The organism is Terriglobus albidus (assembly GCF_008000815.1).
In the GTDB taxonomy this organism is placed as follows: Bacteria; Acidobacteriota; Terriglobia; order Terriglobales; family Acidobacteriaceae; genus Terriglobus; species Terriglobus albidus_A.
In genome coordinates this window covers 3,633,451-3,654,134 of sequence record NZ_CP042806.1, presented here as the reverse complement: position 1 = coordinate 3,654,134, position 20,684 = coordinate 3,633,451, and the positions used below count along the sequence as shown (strand labels likewise).

Here is a 20,684-nt window from a genome sequence, read left to right as displayed (position 1 = left end):
ACGCCGCCGGGTTCAAGGAATTCAGCGCGCAGTCGCCGCGTCTGTCAGCTTTGTCAGCGAATCGAGAAAAGTAAAGCGCACCATGGCAGTAGCCTTTTTGGCTTCCTCAATGGTGTTCTTCCGCGATTGCCAGGCCGTATCGCTGGATACGACTGTTCCCTTCTCCAACGACTCCGCGGCCTTCTCTCCAAGCTCCGTCAAAACGCTCAACTGATCGAGTTTCGGCAGCACATCCTGCATCTGGGGTGAGGCCCGCATCTGCTGTTTTGCGTGTGGGATCGCCCGCGCGATCTCTGCGTACCAGGAGCGAAGCTTGCCGCAGGCATCCGTGTCCTTCTGCAGGCAGCGATCGACCATGAGATTGCTCCAGTGACGTGACCACGGATCAGGCCGCACAGCATCGACGAAACGGTCGAATGGCGTCAGTTGGTCGGTGTGTTGAGCCTTGTAACGTTCACCGAAGCTGACCGGCTCAAACACGGATGCAATGGTGCGGAGGTCGTCGATCTGTTCCGTATGCGCCATCGCGCGCAGCCGGGCGTCAACGCTTTGCAGATGGTTGAGTCCCAGCGATTCCAATTCAAGAGAAACAACCTCCAGCCGGTCATACATGCTGTTGACGTCGGTAACGCTCTGCGGCGACCACAGACGCTCTGCAATGGCGGCGGCGCGAGGCCAAATGCGGGAGTCGATATCGACCTCGTTCAGATGCTCGCCCCACATGGGTGTTTCGCCGCCAAGGATGCGCTTCTGCTCTTCCGCGGTGAGCGTCGTGTTCTGCGGAATGGGATCAGCAAGGTAGTGATCGGCTGCTGTCTTCATGCCGTCAAGGTAGTACGGCGCGGAGAGAATGCCTTCATAGCCCATCTGCGCGCCCTTGGCCAGCGAGGCTACGCCACGCCAGGACTGCACCACGATGTCCTTCGGAAGCTCGGGCGTCAGAATCTCGTCCCACCCCATCATCCGCTTGTGCAGCGAGGTTAGAATCGCCAGCACCCGTGTATTGAAGTAAGCCTGCAGCGCCTCGTTGTCCTTGAGATAGTGCGCTTCTTTGAACTTCAGGATTCGCGGATTGTTCTTCCAATCAGGTGCAGGCGTTTCATCACCACCGATGTGGACGTATGCGTCTGGGAACAACGCCGTTACCTCGGTGAGGAACTTCCGCAGGAAGACATAGGTCTCTTCACGCGTGGGATCGATAGCGACATCGCTCACGCCGAACTCGCGGCGGATGTCATCAGGCACAGTGCCGCTGGCCAGTTCCGGATAGGCATACAGCCAGGCAGCCGAATGGCCTGGCATCTCAATCTCAGGCACGACCCGGATGCCGCGCGCCCGGGCATAGGCGACGAGCTCCTTCACATCCTCCTGGGAGTAATACAGGCCATCCGATCCCTTGCCGGTGAGTTTCGGGAACAGCTTGCTCTCCAGACGGAATCCCTGGTCCTCAGTCATGTGCCAGTGAAAGACGTTCATCTTCACTGCCGCCATGGCATCGATATTGCGCTTCAACACCGATACCGGCTGGAAATGGCGGCCGCAGTCGATCATCAAACCTCGCCAAGGGAAGCGCGGTGAATCATGCACCGTGACTGCCGGAATCACATAGCCCTGCGGCGTCGGCTGTACAAGCTGGATCAACGTCTCCAAGCCATACATCGCGCCTACGTCGGTGTTGGCCTCAATGACGGCCTTCTCACCCGTCACCGTCAGTGAATAGCTCTCATCCTCGCGGAGGCTCTGAACCGCCTGGCCGGGCGAGGCGACACTTACCTCCAGGGGCGTCGTTCCAAAGACACCTCTTCCTTCATGGCGAAGATCAGCCGCGACCTCGATCCGCCGGATGGCGCGGGCAATCGCCGCTTCCAGGCGGGCATCATGCGAGCGAGGTGTGGAGACTTTGAACGTGGACTGCAGCGCCAATACACCTGAACCTTTCGTCAGTTCCGCCGGTAAAGGCATCAACCCGGTCTGGGCCTTTGCGGCAGCAGGAAGAGTGAAGGCGAGGGCGGCAAAGAGAACCGGACGAAAACGATCGATGTTCATGAGTTGTAGGGTCCCGTGGGGCTGGGAACTGACAGTATAGGTTTCCGAGCCAAACGGGATCACGGCTATATGACCTAGAAGACAGCCTCCTGCCTCTCTTCTGAAATTGCTGACAAATTCTCCAGTTTGCTCCTACAATCCCGTCATGCTTCGCCGCCTGATCTGCCTTCTGCTGCTCGGCTCTGCCTTTTGCGCTTTTGCGCAGAAGCATGACGAGACTGCTCTTTCTGACGCCGAGGTGGAAGAAATCCGCGAAGCCGCCATCGATCCCGCCGCGCGGATCAGCATTTTCCAGAAAGCTCTGGAGGCCAGAATCAACCGGATCGAGGAGATTCTGAAAAAGCCGAAAGCGCCAGGAGCAACCGAGGACATCCACGACTACATGGAACAGTTCCGAGCGATTGCCGATGAACTCGACGACAACCTGGACGACTATCAGCCAAAGCACCCCGATCTACGTAAGACTCTTCCGAAACTGCTGGCAGCAACCGAACGCTGGATGACGGTTCTGAAGACTCCACAGGACAACGCCGCCTACACGCTCGCCCGCAAGCTGGCGCTCGAAGCCGCACAGGATCTTCACGATTCCGCTAAAGAAATGATTGACGACCAGACCGAGTGGTGGAAGACCCACAAGCCGCCTCAGAAGAAAGGCGAAGCGCCTGAACCCATTACGATGCCCCGGTAGCAGATTTCAACGCCAATTTGCGCTAGGCTTCCGCATCTATGGGCGTTTTCCGCAATGAAAACGCCCATGCACGATCCTTCCGGGATACCCAGCAACAGGGAAAATGCTTTAAGTTGGATGTAGTGTCTCCCGAGCTTCGCCAACTGTTTCACGAGGAATACCGCGAGTTGAGGCCGCGTGCCCCCATGCCGGAGTTCCATGTCCGGTTCCGGCGGTTTACGTCGCTGAACACGACGATCCGCCTGCGCGACGGCAAGCTCTATGTCTCGCTCTCCGATCTGCTGGAGGCCGCCCCCGAGAGCGTGCTTCGGGCCATTGCCCACATCCTGATCGCAAAGCTGTACCGTAAACCGATCCTTCGCCTGCACGCTGACCGCTACCGCCGCTACACCCAGTCGGAGCCGGTCTCAAAGATGGCCGAGCACATCCGCCAGACCCGTGGCAGGAAACGCATTCTTACGGCAAAGGGGCGTCATTATGACCTCGACGAGGTCTTCGAGACGCTGAACCGCAGGTTCTTCCACGGGCTGATGGGACGCCCGGTGCTCACCTGGAGCGGACATAACGCACGCCGCCTTCTGGGTCACTACGACGCCGCCCACAATACCATCATGATCAGCCGAGTCTTCGACCGGCCAGACACACCGCGCTGCGCCATCGAATACCTGCTCTACCACGAGATGCTCCACCTTAAGCACCCCGTCCGTGTGAAGTCAGGCCGCCGCTGCGTGCACTCACGCGAGTTCCACGCAGAAGAACGCCTCTTCCCTGAATTGGAAGAAGCCAAAGCCTACCTCAAGAGACTCTGAGAAGCAGTTGCCGGTTAACAGTTTCCAGTTGACGAGGTACGGTATGGGCGCAACCGGGCACGCACAACACACCAAAGCCAGGCAACTCATTGCACCCTCGCAGTCCAACTGGCAACTGGCAACTGGCAACTGGCAACTGGCAACTGGCAACTGGCAACTGGCAACTGGCTAGCCGGCGACCGCCTCAGTCTCCGCAACCCATTTCTTTGAACGCGCCTTCGACCAAAGAATCAGCACGATACCGGCAAGGATCGAGCCAAGTGCAGCCACCTGAGCGTTGCTCATGCCCAAGTGGATACGGGGGTTGATGCGGATGAGCTCGACGAACCAGCGGGCAATACCTGTCAGCACAAGATACTCGCCCGTAAGCTGTCCGATGGGCAGGTTCTTCTTCGCGCGATGCCAGAGCCAGAGACCAAAGACCAGCGAGTAGCCGAGCTCATAGACTGGCGTGGGGTGGACCTTCAGATCGGGGGGATTCGGTACCGGCGGATCGAGTGCGTCATTGCGGATGTGCACGCCCCAGGGCAGCGTAGTGCTCTTGCCGTAGTCGCCGTCTCCCGAGAGCAGGCATCCCAGGCGGCCAACACCGTAACCGATGGCCGCAGCAGGAGCAGCAAGATCCAGCATACGCAGACCGCCCACTCTTGCCCCGTTCTGGAACTTCGCCTGACGTCCCTGCCACAGCAGCATGGCGATGCCGGCACAGAGGCCTCCGAACCACGCAAAGCCTGCCTGGAACCACTTCAACAGGTAGAGGAGGACCTCACCGGGGTGATGCCAGCCCGGCAGCATGATGCGGCGCATGGAATCCGCCAGTTCCGCGGGATCCTGCAGCTCGTGATACGCCTTGGCGCCCAGCACACCGGCGATGGTGACGAACGCGACGACATTCAGGGCGTCGGCGTCGATAGAAAAGCGCTGAAAGTTCTTATGGAGGATGATCGTGGCGGCGACGGCGCCAAGCCAGAGGAGGACTCCGAAGGTGCCCAGCGTGAACGGACCAAGATGCAGGTACGGATACATGTTTCCTTCAAGTATACGGTTCCAGCCGCTTGATTCCCCGCCCCGAGGCTCGATAAGCTCGGATTCATCTATGTCCACATCCAATCCCGTCGAGCCCGCATTCATTCCTCCTGACCAGATGGAGGTCCTGATCTCAGAACAGCAGATCAAAGACCGTATCGCCGAAGTCGGCCAACAGATTTCAGAGGAGTATGCAGGCAAGTCGGTCGTTCTGATCGGCGTGCTCAAAGGCGCGGCCATGTTCCTTGCCGATCTCGCCCGCTCGATCACCGTCGACAACACCTTCGACTTCGTCGCCGTATCGAGCTACGGGCGCGCCCGCGTCTCCTCCGGCGCCGTGAAGCTGATCAAAGACATCGACAACCCCATCGAAGGCAAGCACGTCATCATCGTCGAAGACATTCTCGACACCGGCCTTACGCTGAGCTACCTGCACAAGCTTATGCTGCAGCACAAACCGGCCAGTCTGAAGATTGCGACCTGTATCGACAAACCGGCCCGCCGCGTCGCTCAGATCGAAGCGGACTACGTCTGCTTCAAGATCCCCAATCACTTCATCATCGGCTATGGCATGGACTTCGCCGAACGCTACCGCGGTGTTCCCGATATCCGCCTTTACCCCGAAGACGCAGGTCACTGATCTGGTGGCCCATGTCCCTCAGGGGGACATGGGCCGTTCGAGCGAAGCTCGAACCCGTTTTCGCTGCCCTGTGTACGGCTATCGAAGTGTGGGCAGAAAAGCAGATTTCTGCGCTGCGCTACGAAATGACAAACAAAAAAGCGGTTTAGTGGCCCATCGGCACAAACATCGAATTCGTCGTGTGCTTCGGCCTCTTCCGGTCGGCCTTCAATTCAATAAAGCCCAGCACGAGCACCACGCCGGCGATCGCTGCTGCCAGATATCCAAGCTGCCCGTAGCCGAGGCCCATCGTTAGAGCAACACCACCAACGCTTGCGCCCAGCGCATTGCCGAGGTTGTAGGCCCCCTGGTTCATCGTCGCAGCCAGGTTTGGAGCTCCCCTCGCCTGATCCACAACGCGCGATTGCAACGGGCTTCCCATGGCGAAGTGCACCATACCCCACAGGGGCACCATCGCAATCGAGGTCAGCGGATACCGCTGCGCCATCGGCATCACCAGCAACAGGCAGATCAGCACAGCGCAGCATCCGAGAAAGCTCGGCAACTGCTTCCAGTCGCTCAATTTCGCCCCGATCAGATTGCCGACCGTGATCCCGACGCCGAAGAGCACCAGGACGATCGCCACCGAGTGAGGCGACAGCCCCGTCACGTCCCGCAGGATCGGCGCAATGTAAGTAAAGACAGCAAACAATGAGGTCGAAGAGATGGTGCTGAGTACCAGGACCATCAGGACCTGCGGCTTCAGCAGGGTCCGGACCTCGTCTTTCACATGTACGCGATCCGGCATCTGCGATGGCACCAGGCTCCACAGGCCCGCGCCTGCTACAAGCCCGATCGGGATAAGAGCCCAGAAGGTCGACCGCCAGCCGAAGGCCTGCCCCAGCGCGGTTCCCGCCGGCACACCCAGCACGTTCGCCAGTGTCAGGCCGCTGAACATCAGTGCGATGGCCTGTGCTCGTTCGCTGCGGTGAACCATTGTGGACGCCACCACGCTACCGATACCGAAGAAGGTTCCGTGGCAGAGAGCAGTAATGATGCGAGCGATCAGCAGAAGCTGGAAGTTCGGCGCAAGAGCGCAGCCGACATTCCCCAGCAAAAATAACGCCATCAGCCACAGCAGCGCCAGCTTGCGATCCATGCGGGCCATCAGAACCGCCAGGATCGGCGAACCGACGGTCACACTCAGGGCGTAGCCAGAGACCAGGATGCCCGCGCGCGGAATCGAGACATGGAAGTCCGCCGCCAGTTCCGGCAACAGACCCATAATGACGTACTCAGTCGTCCCGATTCCGAAGGCCGAGACAGCCAGAGCCAGCAGCGACTTGCGTATTGCCATATCTAGAGCGTTTCTCCTGTTGCTGGGCATCCCGGGAGGAGCGTGCAGCGGCGTTTTCATTGCGGAAAACGCCCATAGATGCATAAGCCCTGCACTACACCTACAGGAGAAATGCTTAGGCTGCGCGGTGCTCCGTGGCACTGTGATCGCCTCGCAACCCGAAGATCACGATGTATACGTAGCAGGCAGCCGCCACCATCAGAGCGTGCTGCACACCGATCTTATCGGCCACGAAGCCTGAGAAGAGCGGGATCACCGCCCCACCGACGATGGCGCAGACCATCAGGCTCGATCCCTTGCTCGTCAATTCGCCCAGATTAGCGATACCGAGCGTGAAGATGCTCGGAAACATGATGGAATTGAACAGACCTACCGCCAGAATCGACCACATCGCCGTATGACCCGTGCTCAACATGCTCAGCAATACCAACAGGCATGCTGCCGTCGCTGCCAACGCAAGCAGCTTGGAGGTCTTCACCTTCTGCAGCACCGCTGAACCGACGAACCGTCCGATCATCGCGCCCAGCCAATAGATCGATACATACCTCGCTGCCACTGCTTCGGTGAATCCGCTGATCTCGGGCAGGTGCATATAGTTCACCAAAAAGCTTCCTATCGTCACCTCTGCACCGACATAGAGGAAGATGCCGACCGCTCCCAGCAGAAGCTGCGGATGCCCCAACAGCGCTCCCCATGAGGAACCGCGCTCATCGGGACGGAAGTCCTGCGTCAACCCGCCCATAGGCGGAAGCTTGATGACCGCCAGCGCTACCGCAAGCAGAATTAACAAACCAGCGATCCCGAGATATGGCAGGCGCACAGTCGAAGCCTGTTGCGCACGGAACTGCTGCAACGCTGCCTGGGTAAGGCTGCCGAGCCTCGGCGCTTCGACTGTGGCGGCGCCGAGAATCAGAGCGCTGCCCACGTACGGAGCCACCGTCGTTCCCAGCGAGTTGAAGGCCTGTGCCAGGTTCAAGCGGCTGCTGGCTGTACGCTGCGGTCCAAGGTTGGCTACATACGGATTCGCTGCAACCTGCAAGGCCGTGATACCCGCGGCAAGTACGACCAGGGCAGCGAGAAAGAGCGGAAAAGCCGCCAGCGAAGCCGCGGGAAGAAACAACAGAGCACCTACGGCCATCGTCAGCAGGCCGGCAATCATGGTGCGTTTGTATCCGATGAAGTCCACCAGCTTGCCGGACGGAATAGCGAAGACGAAGTAGGAGGAGAAGAAGGCAAACTGTATCAGCATGGCCTGGGCATAGCTCAGTTCGAAGACCATCTTCAGGTGAGGAATCAGAATGTCATTCAGACAAGTTAGAAAACCCCACATAAAGAACAGCACGGTCGCTGTCGAAAGGGCCTTCATGTTTGTCGTCTCTGGTCCACCCGAGATCGACTGCGTTGTTGTAAGCTCCATCCCAACCTCTTCGTGTTAACAAACCAACAAGGGTGATTGTAAGCCAGCGAAAATCATCGATTGGTCCATCCACTTTTGTCTCTGCCTGTATTTTTCGGGCATAGAATATGCTCTTGGGCCCAACATGGGCCGTACGCAGGAGCAATATGAGTATCTCGGTCCCTGACCCGACCACCTTCGACGCCGCCAGCTTTGCTGCGCAGGCACTCTCTTCTCCCGCAGCCCTGGCTGCGGTACTGGATCACACACTGTTGAAGCCGGACGCCACACGCACCCAGGTACTGGCTATCTGCGAGGAGGCTGCGAAGTACAAGTTCGCGTGCGCCATGGTGAATCCCTTCTGGACAGGAACAGCCGCGGCGGCATTGAAGGGCACGGGAGTACCAGTCGGCGTCGTCATCGGGTTCCCACTGGGCGCCACTCTGACCGCCAGCAAAAAGGAAGAGGCGGGGCGCGTCCTCGCCCTGGGCGCGCATGACGTCGATATGGTGCTGAATATTGGTCTTCTTAAGTCCGGCGAATTCGACGCCGTCAAGCACGACATCCACATCGTCGCCGAGGTTGTCCACGCCCACGGCGGCATTCTGAAGGTCATTCTGGAGACCTGCCTTCTGAGCTTTGAAGACAAGATGCGCGCCAGTGAGCTTGCTATCGAAGCCGGCGCCGACTTCATCAAGACCTCGACCGGCTTCTCGACAGGCGGAGCGACGGTCGACGATATCCAACTCATGCGGGGCGTCGCCGGAATCCGCTGTGGCGTCAAGGCCTCCGGCGGCATTCGCAGCCTGGCCGACGCCCAGGCAATGCTTTTTGCTGGAGCCACCCGAATCGGGGCCTCCGCGTCGGTGCGCATCGTGAACGAGCTGGCCAATCCTACAGATGCGGCTGCCGTTCCTACTGCTGGATATTGAGAAAGGCACTCCCGCATATCCCGCCCTTACCTGTGAGGGCGGGATATGACATTTAGAGCATTTTCCCTGTTGCTAGGTATCCCGGAAGAGGTGTGCAGCGGCGTTTTCATTGCGGAAAACGCCCATAAATGCGGAAGCCCTACTCTACACCTACAGGAAAAACGCTCTAAGGCAGGTAATAGAACGGGTTTGGCAGCTTTACACTCGTCTCAGCCTGCGGCTCTCCGAACAGATCGCTGTACTGATCTCCGATATTGAGGATCAGCCGATATCCGGCTGCCACAATCTTCGCCCTCTGCGCTGATTTGTAGGCGATCGTTGAGGGATACTTCCCCGGTTCCCGCAGATAAAGCTGCTTCCACCCATGGAAGCCCGCTGTCTGCAGATTACGAGCCGTAGCCTCGCGTTGTTCTTCCGGACGGCCGGTAATGAAGAAAATATCGATACCTGCGGCCTGCGCTTTTGACACCAGACGCAGCGTTCCCGGGATCGGCAGCGAGGCTTCCGGAGAGACTATCCACTGGTTGAACATGCTTCCGATGTAGCCAAAGTCCTCGCGATTCTCTTCGCAATAGGCCGAAAGGGTTGTCTCATCGATATCCAAAACGATAGCGAGTCTCTCTCCCTGCTTCCGCGATGCAGTGGCATGCTCCAGGATCGCAATCGCACGGTCGTACTGTGCATCGATATCGGCCCAGTAGCAGCCCGCTCCGGGAACACAGTCGTAGTAGTCCGCGAGTTTGTACCGCTCCTGCGCAAAGTTCGGCACCGGCTCCGTGGAGAGAACATAGTGCGGATCGTGCGCTGCCTGTTGCTGCGTCTCGATAAGCTGCTGCGCTGTCGGATGGGTAAACGGACTACGTCCCGGGCAGGCAGGAGGCTTCAGTGGATCAGATTGCGTAGGACGCTGTGCCAACAGCGAGGCAGCCAAAAGAAGAGGCAGAACGGTGCGGAATCGCATGCAGGGATTCTAATTCCCGCTCGTGCATTCATTTCCTTGCTCACATACGTTGAGCCCTATTCTTCGCAATAGAAAGGGGAAGAATAGGGCTCTCGGACGATCTCTTGGCGCCAATGAAGCAGGTCCTTCGCTAATCACCCCAGCGAACAGGTTCGCTGGGGACCCCGAACGCTCAGGATGACAGCAATTAAGGGCTCGGACGCAACGACTCCTTACTCTGCATCGACAGAGTAGATATCGTTGATGACGTCCTTGTACTTGTCGTTGATCACTCGCCGCTTGAGCTTCATGCTCGGCGTCAGCTCCCCTGACTCTGGTGTCCACTCATCGACAACCACACGGTACTTCTTGATCTTCTCGAATGGTGCCAGAGTGCTGTTCACGTCGGCAATTACGGCCTTGTACAGCGACTGCACCGCCGGGCTTTCCAACACGGCCTTGCGGTCGGAAGGAAGCTCCGTTCCCTGCTGCTTGGCCGCCAGCGCCAGGTTGGCAAAGTTCGGCGAGATGAGCGCCGAGACAAACTTTCGCTTATCACCCAACAGGGCTACGTTGCCCACCAGGTTCGATGCCTTCAACTTGCCTTCTACGAACGACGGAGCAATGAATTTGCCAGCCGAGAGCTTGATGAGTTCCTTCTTGCGGTCGGTGATAAAGATGAACCCATCATCATCGCAGTGGCCGATATCCCCGGTCTTGAAGAAGCCGTCTTCCGTAAAGACCTCTTTGGTTGCCTCCGGCTTATTCCAGTAGCCCTGGAAGACCGACGGCCCCTTCACTTCCAGTTCACCATCGTCGGCGAATCGCACCACAATATTGGTAAGTGCCTTGCCAATAGAGCCAACGCGGTTGTAGGTGGGGTGGTTCAGTCCAATCACCGGAGATGTCTCCGTCAGACCATACCCCTCCAAAATCCTGATATTCGCTGCGGCAAACCAGTTGGCATTGTCCAGGCCAAGCGGAGCGCCACCTGCGATATACAGGCGTACACGTCCGCCGAAGGCCTCTTTGATCTTCGAAAAAACCAGCTTGTTGGCGAGCTTCCAGAGAGGGCTCGCGGGTGTCTTCCCCGCCAGCACCGCCTCCCGGTGCTTCGTCCCTTGGCCGATGGCCCAGGCAAAGATCTTCGCCTTCACCGGAGAGGCCAGCGACTTGGTCTCTGCCGAATGCCGGATGCGCTCAAAGACACGTGGCACGGCCACCAGGATCGTTGGCTTAACCGTCTGCATCGCAGGTGGCAATCGGTCCAGACGAGACACGTATGCCAGTACGCAGCCATTGGCGTACATCTCGTAGTCCAGGATGCGGGCAGTGATGTGCGAGAGCGGAAGGAAGCTGATACAGGAGTCGGACGGATTGAAATCGATGAATTCGACCGTGTAGTTGATGTTCTGGGCGATGTTGTTGTGCGTCAGCATCACGCCTTTCGGCTCACCTGTCGTACCTGAGGTGTAGACGATGGTGGCGAGGTCCTCAGGCTTTGCTTCGGCCAGTTTGGCGTCGAAAGCAGCATCACGAGCCAGATCTTTGTCCGCGTCGGCCAGCAGGCGGCTAAAGCTTTCGGCGCCTGGAAACTCCCCGGCGTCCATTACGATGACCCTCTCAATGCCGGGGGTCTTCTCGTGAATCGACGCCAATTTCTCATACTGATCCTTCGTGGAGACGACCGCGATCCGCGCTCCGGAATCGTTGAGCATATAGGTGGTCTGCTCAGCGGTCAGCGTCGGGAACAACGGAACGCCGACTGCTCCAATGGCGAGCGCGGCAAAGTCCGTCACCGCCCACTCCCAACGGTTTTCACTGATGAGAGCTACGCGGTCGCCCTTCTTGATACCCCACGACTCCAGCGCCTTAGCAAAGGCGCGTACGCGGGCATAGAGCTGGGCGGAGCTGATAGGGTGCCACGAATGATCGGCTGCCTGGGTAAGAACAACCGTGGTGTCGCCCTTGGAGGCGGCGCGGAGGAAGAGGTCGTTTAAGGTACAGAGGTCGAGGATCATCGCCGAATGAATGATACAGAAGGACGATGTCTGGAATTCACTACTGGAGCAGCATCGGTTAAATTTTCGCAAACTAACCTGGCAGGATGCCTATGAAAAGAAAAGCCCATTGACCGCAATGCCCCGGAAACAGGTGCACTCCAGAAGTTTAGTACGGTGGGATAAAACTGCCGCGTCCATGTTATTATCACTGCCGTTCACTACATAAATAACAGCTGTCGAACGAGTGGCCGTTTATGCCTTCCGATTCTCTGGAAGTACACCGGGCGCGGCTCGTACGGCCGCTTGCAATCTTCAAGCTTAACCATGGAGCTTTTCTTGAATCGACTGCCCTCTCTACTGCCTGGTCGCAATACTACTGCCCATTCCATTCTTTACCGGCTTAGAAAAACGGTCGCGTTCGCCTTTTTTGCTTCGCTAGCGATAGCGCCTGCCGTCGCCGATGCTCAGACTGCGCATTTCAGCGGTACAGAAATGAAGCTGCCAATCTCGGGATTGTCGAATCCACGTCAGACAGCGATCGATGCGAGCGGCAATATCTATATTGCTGATTCCTCCCACGACCGTGTGATAAAAGAAACCCTATCGAATGGAAGTTATACGGAGAGCACGGTCGGCAGTGGACTGAGTGGCCCTCTCGGCGTTGCCGTCGATGCGAGCGGGAATGTCTATATCGCTGATTCGGGGCACGGGGCGCTTCTCAAGGAGACTCTTTCAGGGGCAAGCTATACCCAAAGCACGATCAGCAGCAGTGCAGGCGTACCCTGGAGTATCGCTGTTGACGCAAGCGGGAACGTCTTTGCCGCTGACCATCAAACCGGTCGCCTGCTAAAAGAGGCGCCATCCGGCAGCAGCTACATCCAAAGCACAATCGGTACCGGCCTTTCGCAACCCAGTTCCGTAGCCACCGATGGCACTGGAAATGTCTATATTGCCGACACAGGCACCAATCAGGTGTACAAGGAAACCCTTTCCGGTGGCGCCTACGTTCAAAGCACACTCGCCAGTGGCCTGAGCTATCCAAGCAGCGTCACAGTCGATGGTAACGGCAATGTGTACTTCGCCACCTATGGAAACGCTGCCTCTCCTCAAGGAAGCCAAGTGTATAAGCTGACGCCTTCGAATGGCAGCTATGTTCAGACACTGTTCGGTAGAACCACTTATTTCAAGGTTGGTCCGGTCTATATCACAGCAGATCAGCAAGGCAGCATTCTTATGTCGTCTGCCTTTGATGGCCTGTCAAAGTTGAGTTCTATCGGAGATTTCGGCAGCGTCGCCGTTGGAGGCTCCAGCTCTGTCCTTTCGATCGTCTTCACCTTCGACTCGTCGGGTTCCATCAGTTCTTCTGCCACACTAACCCAGGGAACTGCCGGGCTCGACTTCGCAGATGCAGGGACTGGCACTTGTACAACTCAAGGAACCTCATTCATTTATACGGCTGGTACGAGCTGCTCGGTGGACGTAACGCTTACGCCCAGATCCATCGGCACTCGATATGGTTCGGTAGTTTTACGAAACGCTGCTAAAAGCATCATCACTACTGGTTATCTCCAGGGCCTTGGTTCAGGCCCACAAATCACTTTTTCACCGGCAACCAAAGTTGCATTGCCGTTTGACGACGTAGTGAGTCCATTCGCCGTTGCCACTGATGGTGCTGGCAGTCTCTATATTGCTCAAGCGGTAAGCAATAACAGCCCGCAGAATTCGGTTATCAAAAGGTCGTGGACAGGAAATAGCTATACCGCGGAAACAGTAGCAAGCGGACAGTCCTATCCTGTCGGTGTAGCTGTCGACGGTGCCGGAAATGTCTATATTGTCGATCAAAATGCTACCCAGGTGACCAAAATGTCACCGGTCGTTGGTGGCGGATACGTCCTTACCGCTGCGTTCTCCGGCATGGGAAATGTAGAGGCTGTCGCTGTGGACGGGAGTGGGAATGTCTATATTGCAAGCCTTGCCGCCGGCGTCGTAAAAGAGACTCTCAATAGCAACGGCGGCTACACGAAGAGTGTCCTTTTCAACAATATCTATGCATTTGGAATCGCCACTGATTTGCAGGGAAATCTGTATCTCGCTACAGGAGACCAGGTTCTAAAAGAAACGCTGGCCAACGGCAGCTATACCCAAAGTATCGTCGCGAGTGGTCTGAGTGGTCCACATGGCCTCGCAGTTGATGGCAACGGAAACGTTTACATTGCGGACACCTTTGCTTCCCGGGTTGTCAAAGAAACTCTTTCTGGAAGTACCTACACAGAAACTCTTCTTGCTTATCCAGGCAATAGTCCTCTCGGACTGGCAATTGCTCCTGACGGAAATCTGTTTATATCAAGCGCTAGTGCGAACGCGCTCCTTGAGCTGGATGTCACAAGCCCTCCGAGTCTGACCTTCCCCGCCACGAACGCAGGCACCCAAAGCAGCGCGCAAACGATAACCATCCAGAACAACGGAAATGTTGCGCTCGACTTTCCTATTCCCGCGTCCGGAAACAATCCAAGTATTTCAGCAAACTTTAGTCTGAACAGCGTAGGAAGCACTGCATGCCCTCTCGTTTCCTATAACGGCTTGACGGCCGGTACGCTGGCGGCAGGAGCTTTCTGCCAACTTCCCATCAGCTTTGCGCCGCCAACCGACGGAACATTCACGGGGTCTCTGGTTTTGACCGATACCCATCTGAATGCCGGAGCGCCGAACTACGCAGCGCAAAGCATTTCTCTGCTTGGATCAACCCTGCCCATCCCAACACTCAACTTGATGCATGTTGCGACACAGACGTACGGCCGTGTCCCCTTCACGATTAATGCCACATCGCCTTCCGATGGAGTCATTACCTACGCCGTTGTCAGCGGACCTGCCACCATCTCCGGCACCACAGTCACCCTGACCGGATCTGGAATCGTTGTGCTCAGTGCGAGCCAGGCAGGGACCAGCACCTATGCGCCGGCAACCACCACCGAAAGCTTCGCCGTTGCTCAAGCAACACCAACGTTGAGCTTCACCCCCATCGCATTACAAACGTATGGCAATCCACCATTCACGATTAGTGCTACGTCAGCTTCCGATGGAGCGGTTACCTATACCGTTGTCAGCGGACCTGCCACAATCTCCGGTTCCACAGTCACCCTGACCGGAGCTGGAACGGTCTACCTGAGTGCCAGCCAGGCCGCGACAAATCGCTACAAGGCGGCTACCGCGAGCACAAGCTTCATCGTCGCTCCAATCGTGCCAACGTTGAGCTTCACTGCTATCGCACCAAAAACGTTTGGCAATCCACCTTTCACGGTTAGCGCTACGTCAGCTTCCAATGGAACGGTGACCTACTCGGTTGGCAGCGGACCTGCTACGGTCTCCGGCTCCACTGTCACCCTGACCGGAGCTGGAACGGTAATCTTGAACGCCAGCCAGGCTCCAACAGGCAACTACGGGTCAGCAACCGCCACGACCAGCTTTGCCGTCGCGCAAGCAGTACCATCGTTGAGCTTCGCTGCTATCGCATCACAGACATACGGGAACGCTCCATTCACGGTTAGCGCCACATCGGCTTCCAACGGAGCCGTTACCTACTCCGTTGTTAGCGGACCTGCGACAATCTCCGGCTCCACCGTCACTCTGACCGGCACAGGAACAGTTGTCCTGAGCGCCAGCCAAGCCACAACCACCAATTACACTGCAGCAACGGCCACTACAAGCTTCAATGCCACTCAAGGAACGCCATCACTCAGCTTCGCCTCCATTGCATCACAGACATATGGCAACGCTCCCTTCGCAGTGAGCGCCACATCGGCTTCAAGCGGAGCCGTTACTTACTCCGTTGTCAGCGGACCTGCCACAATCTCCGGCTCCACCGTCACTCTGACGGGCGTAGGGACAGTAGTCCTCAGCGCCAGCCAGGCTGCGGACGGCAACTATAAGGCGGCAACCGCCACTACGAGCTTCACCGTCGCTCAAGCAGTACCATCATTGAGCTTCGCTGCTATCGCATCACAGACATACGGCAACACTCCATTCACGGTTAGCGCCACATCGGCCTCCAGTGGAGCAGTGACATATGCCGTTGTCAGCGGACCCGCCACGATCTCCGGCGCCACAGTCACTCTGACCGGAGCCGGAACAGTTGTCCTTAGCGCCAGCCAGACTGCAAACGGCAACTACAAGGCGGCCACTGCCAGCACAAGCTTCACCGTCGCTCAAGCGGTACCATCGTTGAGCTTCGCTGCCATCGCATCACAGACATACGGCAACACGCCCTTTGTGGTTAGCGCTACATCGGCTTCCAGTGGAGCAGTGACATATGCCGTTGTCAGCGGACCTGCCACAATCTCCGGAGCTACCGTTACTCTGACGGGAGCGGGAACAGTTGTTCTAAGGGCCAACCAGGCTGCAACGACCAACTACACCGCAGCTACCGCCAGTGCAAACTTCACTGTTGCCGCACAGGTGTTTTCAGTAACGCCTGGCTCCGGATCCAGCAGCGCGACAACAAGCCGTGGAGGCACCGCAACCTACACCTTTAGCCTGGCGCCAAGCTCCGGAACAATATTCCCCAATGCAATCAGCTTTTCTGTAACAGGATTGCCTTCGGGAGCAACGGCGACTTTTTCGCCAACAGGTCTGCCGGCAGGTAGCGGGGCCACCACGGTCACGCTAACCATTCAAATCAGCTCCCAGACAGCACACAATGAGCACCCCTCGCCGGGATGGCCAATCCTGCCGGTCGCCGTTGCACTGCTGATTTTGCCATGGGCCGGAATGAAATCAACTCGCAAGATACCTCGTCTCCTGGCAGTCTTTGCCATTACCGCTCTTTCAATAGGCGCGTGGACAAGTTTGACTGGTTGCGGTGGAAATAGCTCGTCGTCCAGCCAGACGCAGACACCGAAAAGCTACACCATGGTAGTCACTGCGACGGATGCCACCACGGGGACACAAAGTTCCACGAACCTAACCCTTACTGTTCAATGACCCTTAACCCGGCGATGGATGCCTGCATCAGGACAGGCATCCATCGCCGGACCATTTGTGTTGAAAGTATCCTGGGTCGTACTCGATCAATTTCAATCAGACCATATCGTCGGCTGATATGAACCAGGCATTGGCCAATGCAACCAATCAGGCGACAGGCTTCGGAAGCACAAAGATCCGGACAGGGCCGCCGCATTCTGGAGATGTCGGTTAAGTATCAGCTCTAAGAAACGTAAGAGGGGCAAGGTTATGCCTTGCCCCTCTTACGTTTCTCTCAGTTAGTTTGTGCCGCAGCCCGGGCTTCCGGGGAGATCAACTGTCTTCTTAGCGACGACCGCTCCAGGAGGAAGCCAGAACTCTACGCCTCCACCTGGTTGGTCGAACGCCGGAGCGACGACACCCATATACGCGATGATTCCGCTTCGCACATTGTCGGCATACGCGAGACAGGAAGGCTCATTCGGCAGTGCGAGCTTCTGCCGGATCGACGCGGCATCGAGCAGTTTTCCATTGGTAGTAACGGTGGACAGAGTCGTCCACCAGGACCCATTGCGTGCCGACACTGCCCTTCCGGAGACACGCACAAGTCCCGTCGCGCCGTGGAACGACTGATTGAACTTGTCCTCGGTCAGGAAGGTCACGACCTCTGTACCCGGCAGAAATGCGGGATACAAAACACCGTCCATCTCTCCATTGAGCCGCCGTGCCGAAACAAGCTCGATCCTGGTGACGCCGCTGGTCAGCAATTGATCGTAGAGAGGACAGACGGGCGAACTGAAATCGGTTGCTCCCGGAGTCGAGATAGAAGGATCCGAGAGGCATCCCGGAATCGCCGGCCACGTCCAGCCTGTCTGGGCTGCCGGCGGCTGCGTTGCTGCGTTAACTTGAGCATGGGGTAGGCTGCCTACCCAACTGGCCGAAATAAGCGTGAAAAAAGCAGTGAACAGAACTCGCATCCTGAATATCTCCTCAGCGTCGGAAGCATTGTGACTGTTTGCTGTTAATGGACGTCGAACGTACGTCCAGATCAAATTTTGAACTGCGATGGCGACTGTATCACGTCTCCGGATACAGTCCAACGAAATTTATCTATATCAGGCTGCTCTTACTCTCACTCACTTCTGAGCGCCACCATCGGATCCACCCCGGCTGCGCGACGTGCTGGAATCAGCGATGCCAGCAGTGCCGCCAGGGCGAGCAGGAGAACCGCCGCTGTAATCATTACCGGGTCCCACGGCTTTACACCGAAGAGCTGGTCGGTCATCAACTTCCCTGCTCCAATGGCCGCTGGAATCCCGAGTGCCAGTCCCACTGCAATCTGTAGGAAGGCGTTGTGCAGCACCATGCGCACCACGTCACCGCGGTTCGCGCCCAAAGCCATCCGCACGCCGATCTCGCTTGTCCGCTGCTCCACCATATACGCCATCACTCCATACAGGCCCACGGCCGCTAACGTGAGACCGAGGACGCCGAAGAGCGTGGTGAGAGTGGCAATCATGTTCTCTTGCTGGAAGTCGGCACTCACGACCTTCTTGTACGGATCGACGCCATAGAGCACCAGGTCAGGATCGATACTGACCAGCGCCTTCCGCACCTGCTCTTCCATTCCCGAGGGCGCATTTGGAGCCCAGATCACGATGTTATAGAGATAGTGCGACCAGGTTTCGCCGGCCGTGAACGCCGCATCGTCGTACTGCACCGTCTGCGTCTCCGGCACCCAGAACATCGGACGTACCGGATCCTTGTAATCGTAGGTCATATAGCGCATGTCGCGAACAACGCCCACGATCTCAAACGTTCCCGCATACTTGATCTTGTCGATACCGAAGTGCTGGCCGAGGGGATTCTGGTTCTTGAAGAACCGCTTGGCGAAGGCTTCGTTGATCACGGCAACCTTACGTGTCGTCGATGTATCTTCTTCGCCGATCGAGCGGCCGAGAACCATCTGTGAACCAATCGTCTCAAAGAATCCGGGCATGACCCGGGACCAGCCCGCCCCCGTGTCTTCTTTCGGTGCGGGTTCCGGCCTGCCCTGAACACGAATGCCGTCATTCCAGCTATCGCCCGTCATTGGAGCGTAAAGAGCCGGAGCCGCCATGCGCACGCCAGGAATCTGCATCAGCCGGGAGTCGATCTTCCGGAACATCGGCTCCAACTGCTCGGGCTTGTAGTTGCCCAGCATCGGGTTGATCCACGCAATGTACCGGCCCTCTGTCTCAAACCCGAAGTTCTGGTGTTCGAGATTTCGCAGGCTTCGGCCCAGCAGAGCCGCCGTCGACAGCAGAACCAGGGACATCGCCGCCTGACCGATCACCAATGACTTCTGCGTCCAGGAGCTTCTCCCACCAACAGAACGATTCGCTCCGCGCAAAGCGTCTACAGGGTTGGCGTGCGAGGTCATCCACGCAGGTGCAATTCCGAAGAGGATTCCCGTCAGTACGGAGATGCCCAACGTAAACAACAGAGCCGGAATCGATGGGGTCGCACTGATGGGCACGAAGTTGTTGGAGTTTCCACGCTCCAGAGCCAGATACAAAATTAGCCTGGTGCCGGCGTAAGCTACTGCGACTCCAGAGACACCTCCGATCAGGGCCAGCGTAACCGCCTCGACCATCGCTCGGCGCACCAGGCGGCGGCGGGATGCTCCCAGCGCTGTCCGGATAGACATCTGTGCCCGATCCTTAAGGCCGCGGGCGAGCATTAAGTTTGCGATGTTTCCGCAGGCGACCAGCAGGACACATCCGGCTGCGATCAATAGCAGCCTCAACCCAGCCTTGTACTGATCCCGCATGGCAGCGACTCCCGACCCGCCCGGGATCAGGTGCAGTGTCTGTTGCTGCCAAAGCTGTTTTTCGCCCGGCTCCATATCGGGTACATGACTTGCCAGCCAGTCATGAAACTCCACACGCAGCTTCGCTTCGAGCGTCCTCGAATCGACACCGGGCCGAACTCTTCCGATCAGATCGAGGAAATTGCCATTGGGCCGTTTCAACCGCGACGTGGCGCCGTCGATCATGATCTCAGTCGTCAGGGGAAGCCAGAAGTCCGGCATGCCTCCGCCCGCGAGCTTCGCGCCATAAAATCCGGGTGGCGCTACCCCGATCACCGTAAAGGAGTGGCCGTTGATCTGATAGCTGGCTCCGACCACTGAAGGATCGGAACCATACTTCTCCTGCCAGACGTGATAGCTCATTACTGCGACTGGCGATGCGGACTCCTGATCGTCCGCATCTGTCATCAGCCGGCCGATCCATGGCTGGATGCCCAGGGTCCGGAAGAAGTTCCCGGAGACATACTCCCCGTTGCGCGTATCCGCCTGCGCCTGCGAGCCCGCTCTGCGCACCCCGAGCGCAGCATTCCCGGCCTGCAGCGCCGCCAGATCACTGAACTCCGGCGTATGCGCACGAAAGTTCTTGTATGCCTCCCAGGAGAAGAGAGAGAAATCCCCGTCGTTGCCCTGCGTATATCCGCCCCAGTTGCAGCAGCGGATCTTGTCGCCGATCCTCCAGAGTTCCTCGGGCTTGGCGACAGGCAGCGACTTCAACATCACCTGGTGCACCAGGGTGAAGATTGCGGTGGTCGCACCGATGCCCAGGGCCAGAGTCACCACGGCCGTAACCGCAAACGCCGGTGCTTTCTTTAACTGCCGAAACGCGTCCCGCAGGTCTGCCAGCATCATCCCCTCCAAACAGCTTCCGGAGTCTCTAAAAGTCTCTTTGCAGGGGCTATACGGAAGGAATTGCCTTCCGGTTCCATAAACGTGAAGGACCTTCGGGGCAGATTGGCAGACCGGACATTTTTCGCGACACGCACAATCAGCTTCTTTTATCTCCCGTTGATGCGTCTTTCCCCCAAAGGGAGATGGAATACAGGGCAGGCGTTACGCCAGGT

14 protein-coding genes are annotated in these 20,684 nt (G+C 57.6%); 6 read left to right on the top strand and 8 right to left on the bottom strand.

What is annotated here, in order from left to right; genetic code table 11:
- Positions 1–21: 21 nt before the first annotated feature.
- Positions 22–2,046 (bottom strand): beta-N-acetylhexosaminidase, encoded by a 2,025-nt coding sequence (locus FTW19_RS14300; RefSeq protein WP_147648264.1) that lies wholly within the window; start codon positions 2,044–2,046, stop codon positions 22–24.
- Positions 2,047–2,191: 145 nt separating this feature from the next.
- On the opposite strand from FTW19_RS14300, the gene FTW19_RS14295 reads away from it, so the two are divergent.
- From FTW19_RS14295 to FTW19_RS26285, 3 genes are all read left to right on the top strand, one after another.
- Positions 2,192–2,734, top strand: a complete 543-nt coding sequence (locus tag FTW19_RS14295; protein WP_147648263.1) for a hypothetical protein — start codon at positions 2,192–2,194, stop codon at positions 2,732–2,734.
- A gap of 122 nt (positions 2,735–2,856) precedes the next feature.
- Entirely contained in the window at positions 2,857–3,543 is a 687-nt protein-coding gene (locus FTW19_RS14290; protein WP_147648262.1) for a M48 family metallopeptidase, read from the top strand.
- A gap of 43 nt (positions 3,544–3,586) precedes the next feature.
- Positions 3,587–3,715 carry a hypothetical protein gene (locus FTW19_RS26285; protein ID WP_281292299.1) on the top strand — a complete coding sequence of 43 codons (129 nt, stop codon included), beginning with the start codon at positions 3,587–3,589 and terminating at the stop codon, positions 3,713–3,715.
- Here the strand turns inward: FTW19_RS26285 and FTW19_RS14285 are convergent.
- Complete coding sequence (locus FTW19_RS14285; RefSeq protein ID WP_147648261.1) at positions 3,712–4,569, bottom strand: prolipoprotein diacylglyceryl transferase; 858 nt, start codon at positions 4,567–4,569, stop codon at positions 3,712–3,714. The genes FTW19_RS26285 and FTW19_RS14285 overlap by 4 nt on opposite strands.
- 70 nt (positions 4,570–4,639) lie before the next feature.
- Here FTW19_RS14285 and hpt point away from each other — a divergent pair, with 70 nt between their 5' ends.
- A complete protein-coding gene (gene hpt, locus FTW19_RS14280) occupies positions 4,640–5,209 on the top strand; it encodes a hypoxanthine phosphoribosyltransferase (protein ID WP_147648260.1) in 570 nt (189 codons plus the stop codon).
- A gap of 145 nt (positions 5,210–5,354) precedes the next feature.
- Here hpt and FTW19_RS14275 read toward each other — a convergent pair whose 3' ends face one another.
- The gene (locus FTW19_RS14275) at positions 5,355–6,545 is read right to left on the bottom strand and encodes an MFS transporter (protein WP_246153303.1); all 1,191 of its coding nucleotides are present in this window, start codon (positions 6,543–6,545) and stop codon (positions 5,355–5,357) included.
- A gap of 115 nt (positions 6,546–6,660) precedes the next feature.
- Positions 6,661–7,962 (bottom strand): sugar MFS transporter, encoded by a 1,302-nt coding sequence (locus FTW19_RS14270; protein WP_147648259.1) that lies wholly within the window; start codon positions 7,960–7,962, stop codon positions 6,661–6,663.
- 146 nt (positions 7,963–8,108) lie between these two features.
- On the opposite strand from FTW19_RS14270, the gene deoC reads away from it, so the two are divergent.
- The gene (gene deoC, locus FTW19_RS14265; RefSeq protein WP_147648258.1) at positions 8,109–8,873 is read left to right on the top strand and encodes a deoxyribose-phosphate aldolase; all 765 of its coding nucleotides are present in this window, start codon (positions 8,109–8,111) and stop codon (positions 8,871–8,873) included.
- Positions 8,874–9,039: 166 nt separating this feature from the next.
- Here deoC and FTW19_RS14260 read toward each other — a convergent pair whose 3' ends face one another.
- Positions 9,040–9,834, bottom strand: coding sequence for an HAD family acid phosphatase (locus tag FTW19_RS14260; RefSeq protein WP_147648256.1), 795 nt, complete (start codon positions 9,832–9,834; stop codon positions 9,040–9,042).
- 212 nt (positions 9,835–10,046) lie between these two features.
- On the bottom strand, positions 10,047–11,834 hold the full coding sequence (locus FTW19_RS14255; RefSeq protein WP_246153302.1) for an AMP-dependent synthetase/ligase: 1,788 nt from the start codon (positions 11,832–11,834) through the stop codon (positions 10,047–10,049).
- A 474-nt stretch (positions 11,835–12,308) separates the two neighbouring features.
- Here FTW19_RS14255 and FTW19_RS14250 point away from each other — a divergent pair, with 474 nt between their 5' ends.
- Positions 12,309–16,793, top strand: coding sequence for a hypothetical protein (locus tag FTW19_RS14250; protein ID WP_187142988.1), 4,485 nt, complete (start codon positions 12,309–12,311; stop codon positions 16,791–16,793).
- 278 nt (positions 16,794–17,071) lie between these two features.
- On the opposite strand, the gene FTW19_RS14245 is transcribed toward FTW19_RS14250, so the two are convergent.
- Together FTW19_RS14245 and FTW19_RS14240 are read right to left on the bottom strand one after the other, a co-directional pair.
- Positions 17,072–17,749, bottom strand: coding sequence for a hypothetical protein (locus FTW19_RS14245; RefSeq protein WP_147648254.1), 678 nt, complete (start codon positions 17,747–17,749; stop codon positions 17,072–17,074).
- 155 nt (positions 17,750–17,904) lie between these two features.
- On the bottom strand, positions 17,905–20,472 hold the full coding sequence (locus FTW19_RS14240; RefSeq protein ID WP_246153301.1) for an ABC transporter permease: 2,568 nt from the start codon (positions 20,470–20,472) through the stop codon (positions 17,905–17,907).
- Positions 20,473–20,684: the final 212 nt, after the last annotated feature.

Coding starts and splice junctions, on each gene's coding strand:
- FTW19_RS14245 (WP_147648254.1), bottom strand. CDS start 17,749: ATGCGAGTTCTGTTCACTGCTTTTTTCACGCTTATTTCGGCCAGTTGG.
- deoC (WP_147648258.1), top strand. CDS start 8,109: ATGAGTATCTCGGTCCCTGACCCGACCACCTTCGACGCCGCCAGCTTT.
- FTW19_RS14270 (WP_147648259.1), bottom strand. CDS start 7,962: ATGGAGCTTACAACAACGCAGTCGATCTCGGGTGGACCAGAGACGACA.
- FTW19_RS14285 (WP_147648261.1), bottom strand. CDS start 4,569: ATGTATCCGTACCTGCATCTTGGTCCGTTCACGCTGGGCACCTTCGGA.
- FTW19_RS14260 (WP_147648256.1), bottom strand. CDS start 9,834: ATGCGATTCCGCACCGTTCTGCCTCTTCTTTTGGCTGCCTCGCTGTTG.
- FTW19_RS14300 (WP_147648264.1), bottom strand. CDS start 2,046: ATGAACATCGATCGTTTTCGTCCGGTTCTCTTTGCCGCCCTCGCCTTC.
- FTW19_RS14275 (WP_246153303.1), bottom strand. CDS start 6,545: ATGGCAATACGCAAGTCGCTGCTGGCTCTGGCTGTCTCGGCCTTCGGA.
- FTW19_RS14240 (WP_246153301.1), bottom strand. CDS start 20,472: ATGATGCTGGCAGACCTGCGGGACGCGTTTCGGCAGTTAAAGAAAGCA.
- FTW19_RS14255 (WP_246153302.1), bottom strand. CDS start 11,834: ATGATCCTCGACCTCTGTACCTTAAACGACCTCTTCCTCCGCGCCGCC.
- FTW19_RS14250 (WP_187142988.1), top strand. CDS start 12,309: ATGAAGCTGCCAATCTCGGGATTGTCGAATCCACGTCAGACAGCGATC.
- FTW19_RS26285 (WP_281292299.1), top strand. CDS start 3,587: ATGGGCGCAACCGGGCACGCACAACACACCAAAGCCAGGCAACTCATT.
- hpt (WP_147648260.1), top strand. CDS start 4,640: ATGTCCACATCCAATCCCGTCGAGCCCGCATTCATTCCTCCTGACCAG.
- FTW19_RS14295 (WP_147648263.1), top strand. CDS start 2,192: ATGCTTCGCCGCCTGATCTGCCTTCTGCTGCTCGGCTCTGCCTTTTGC.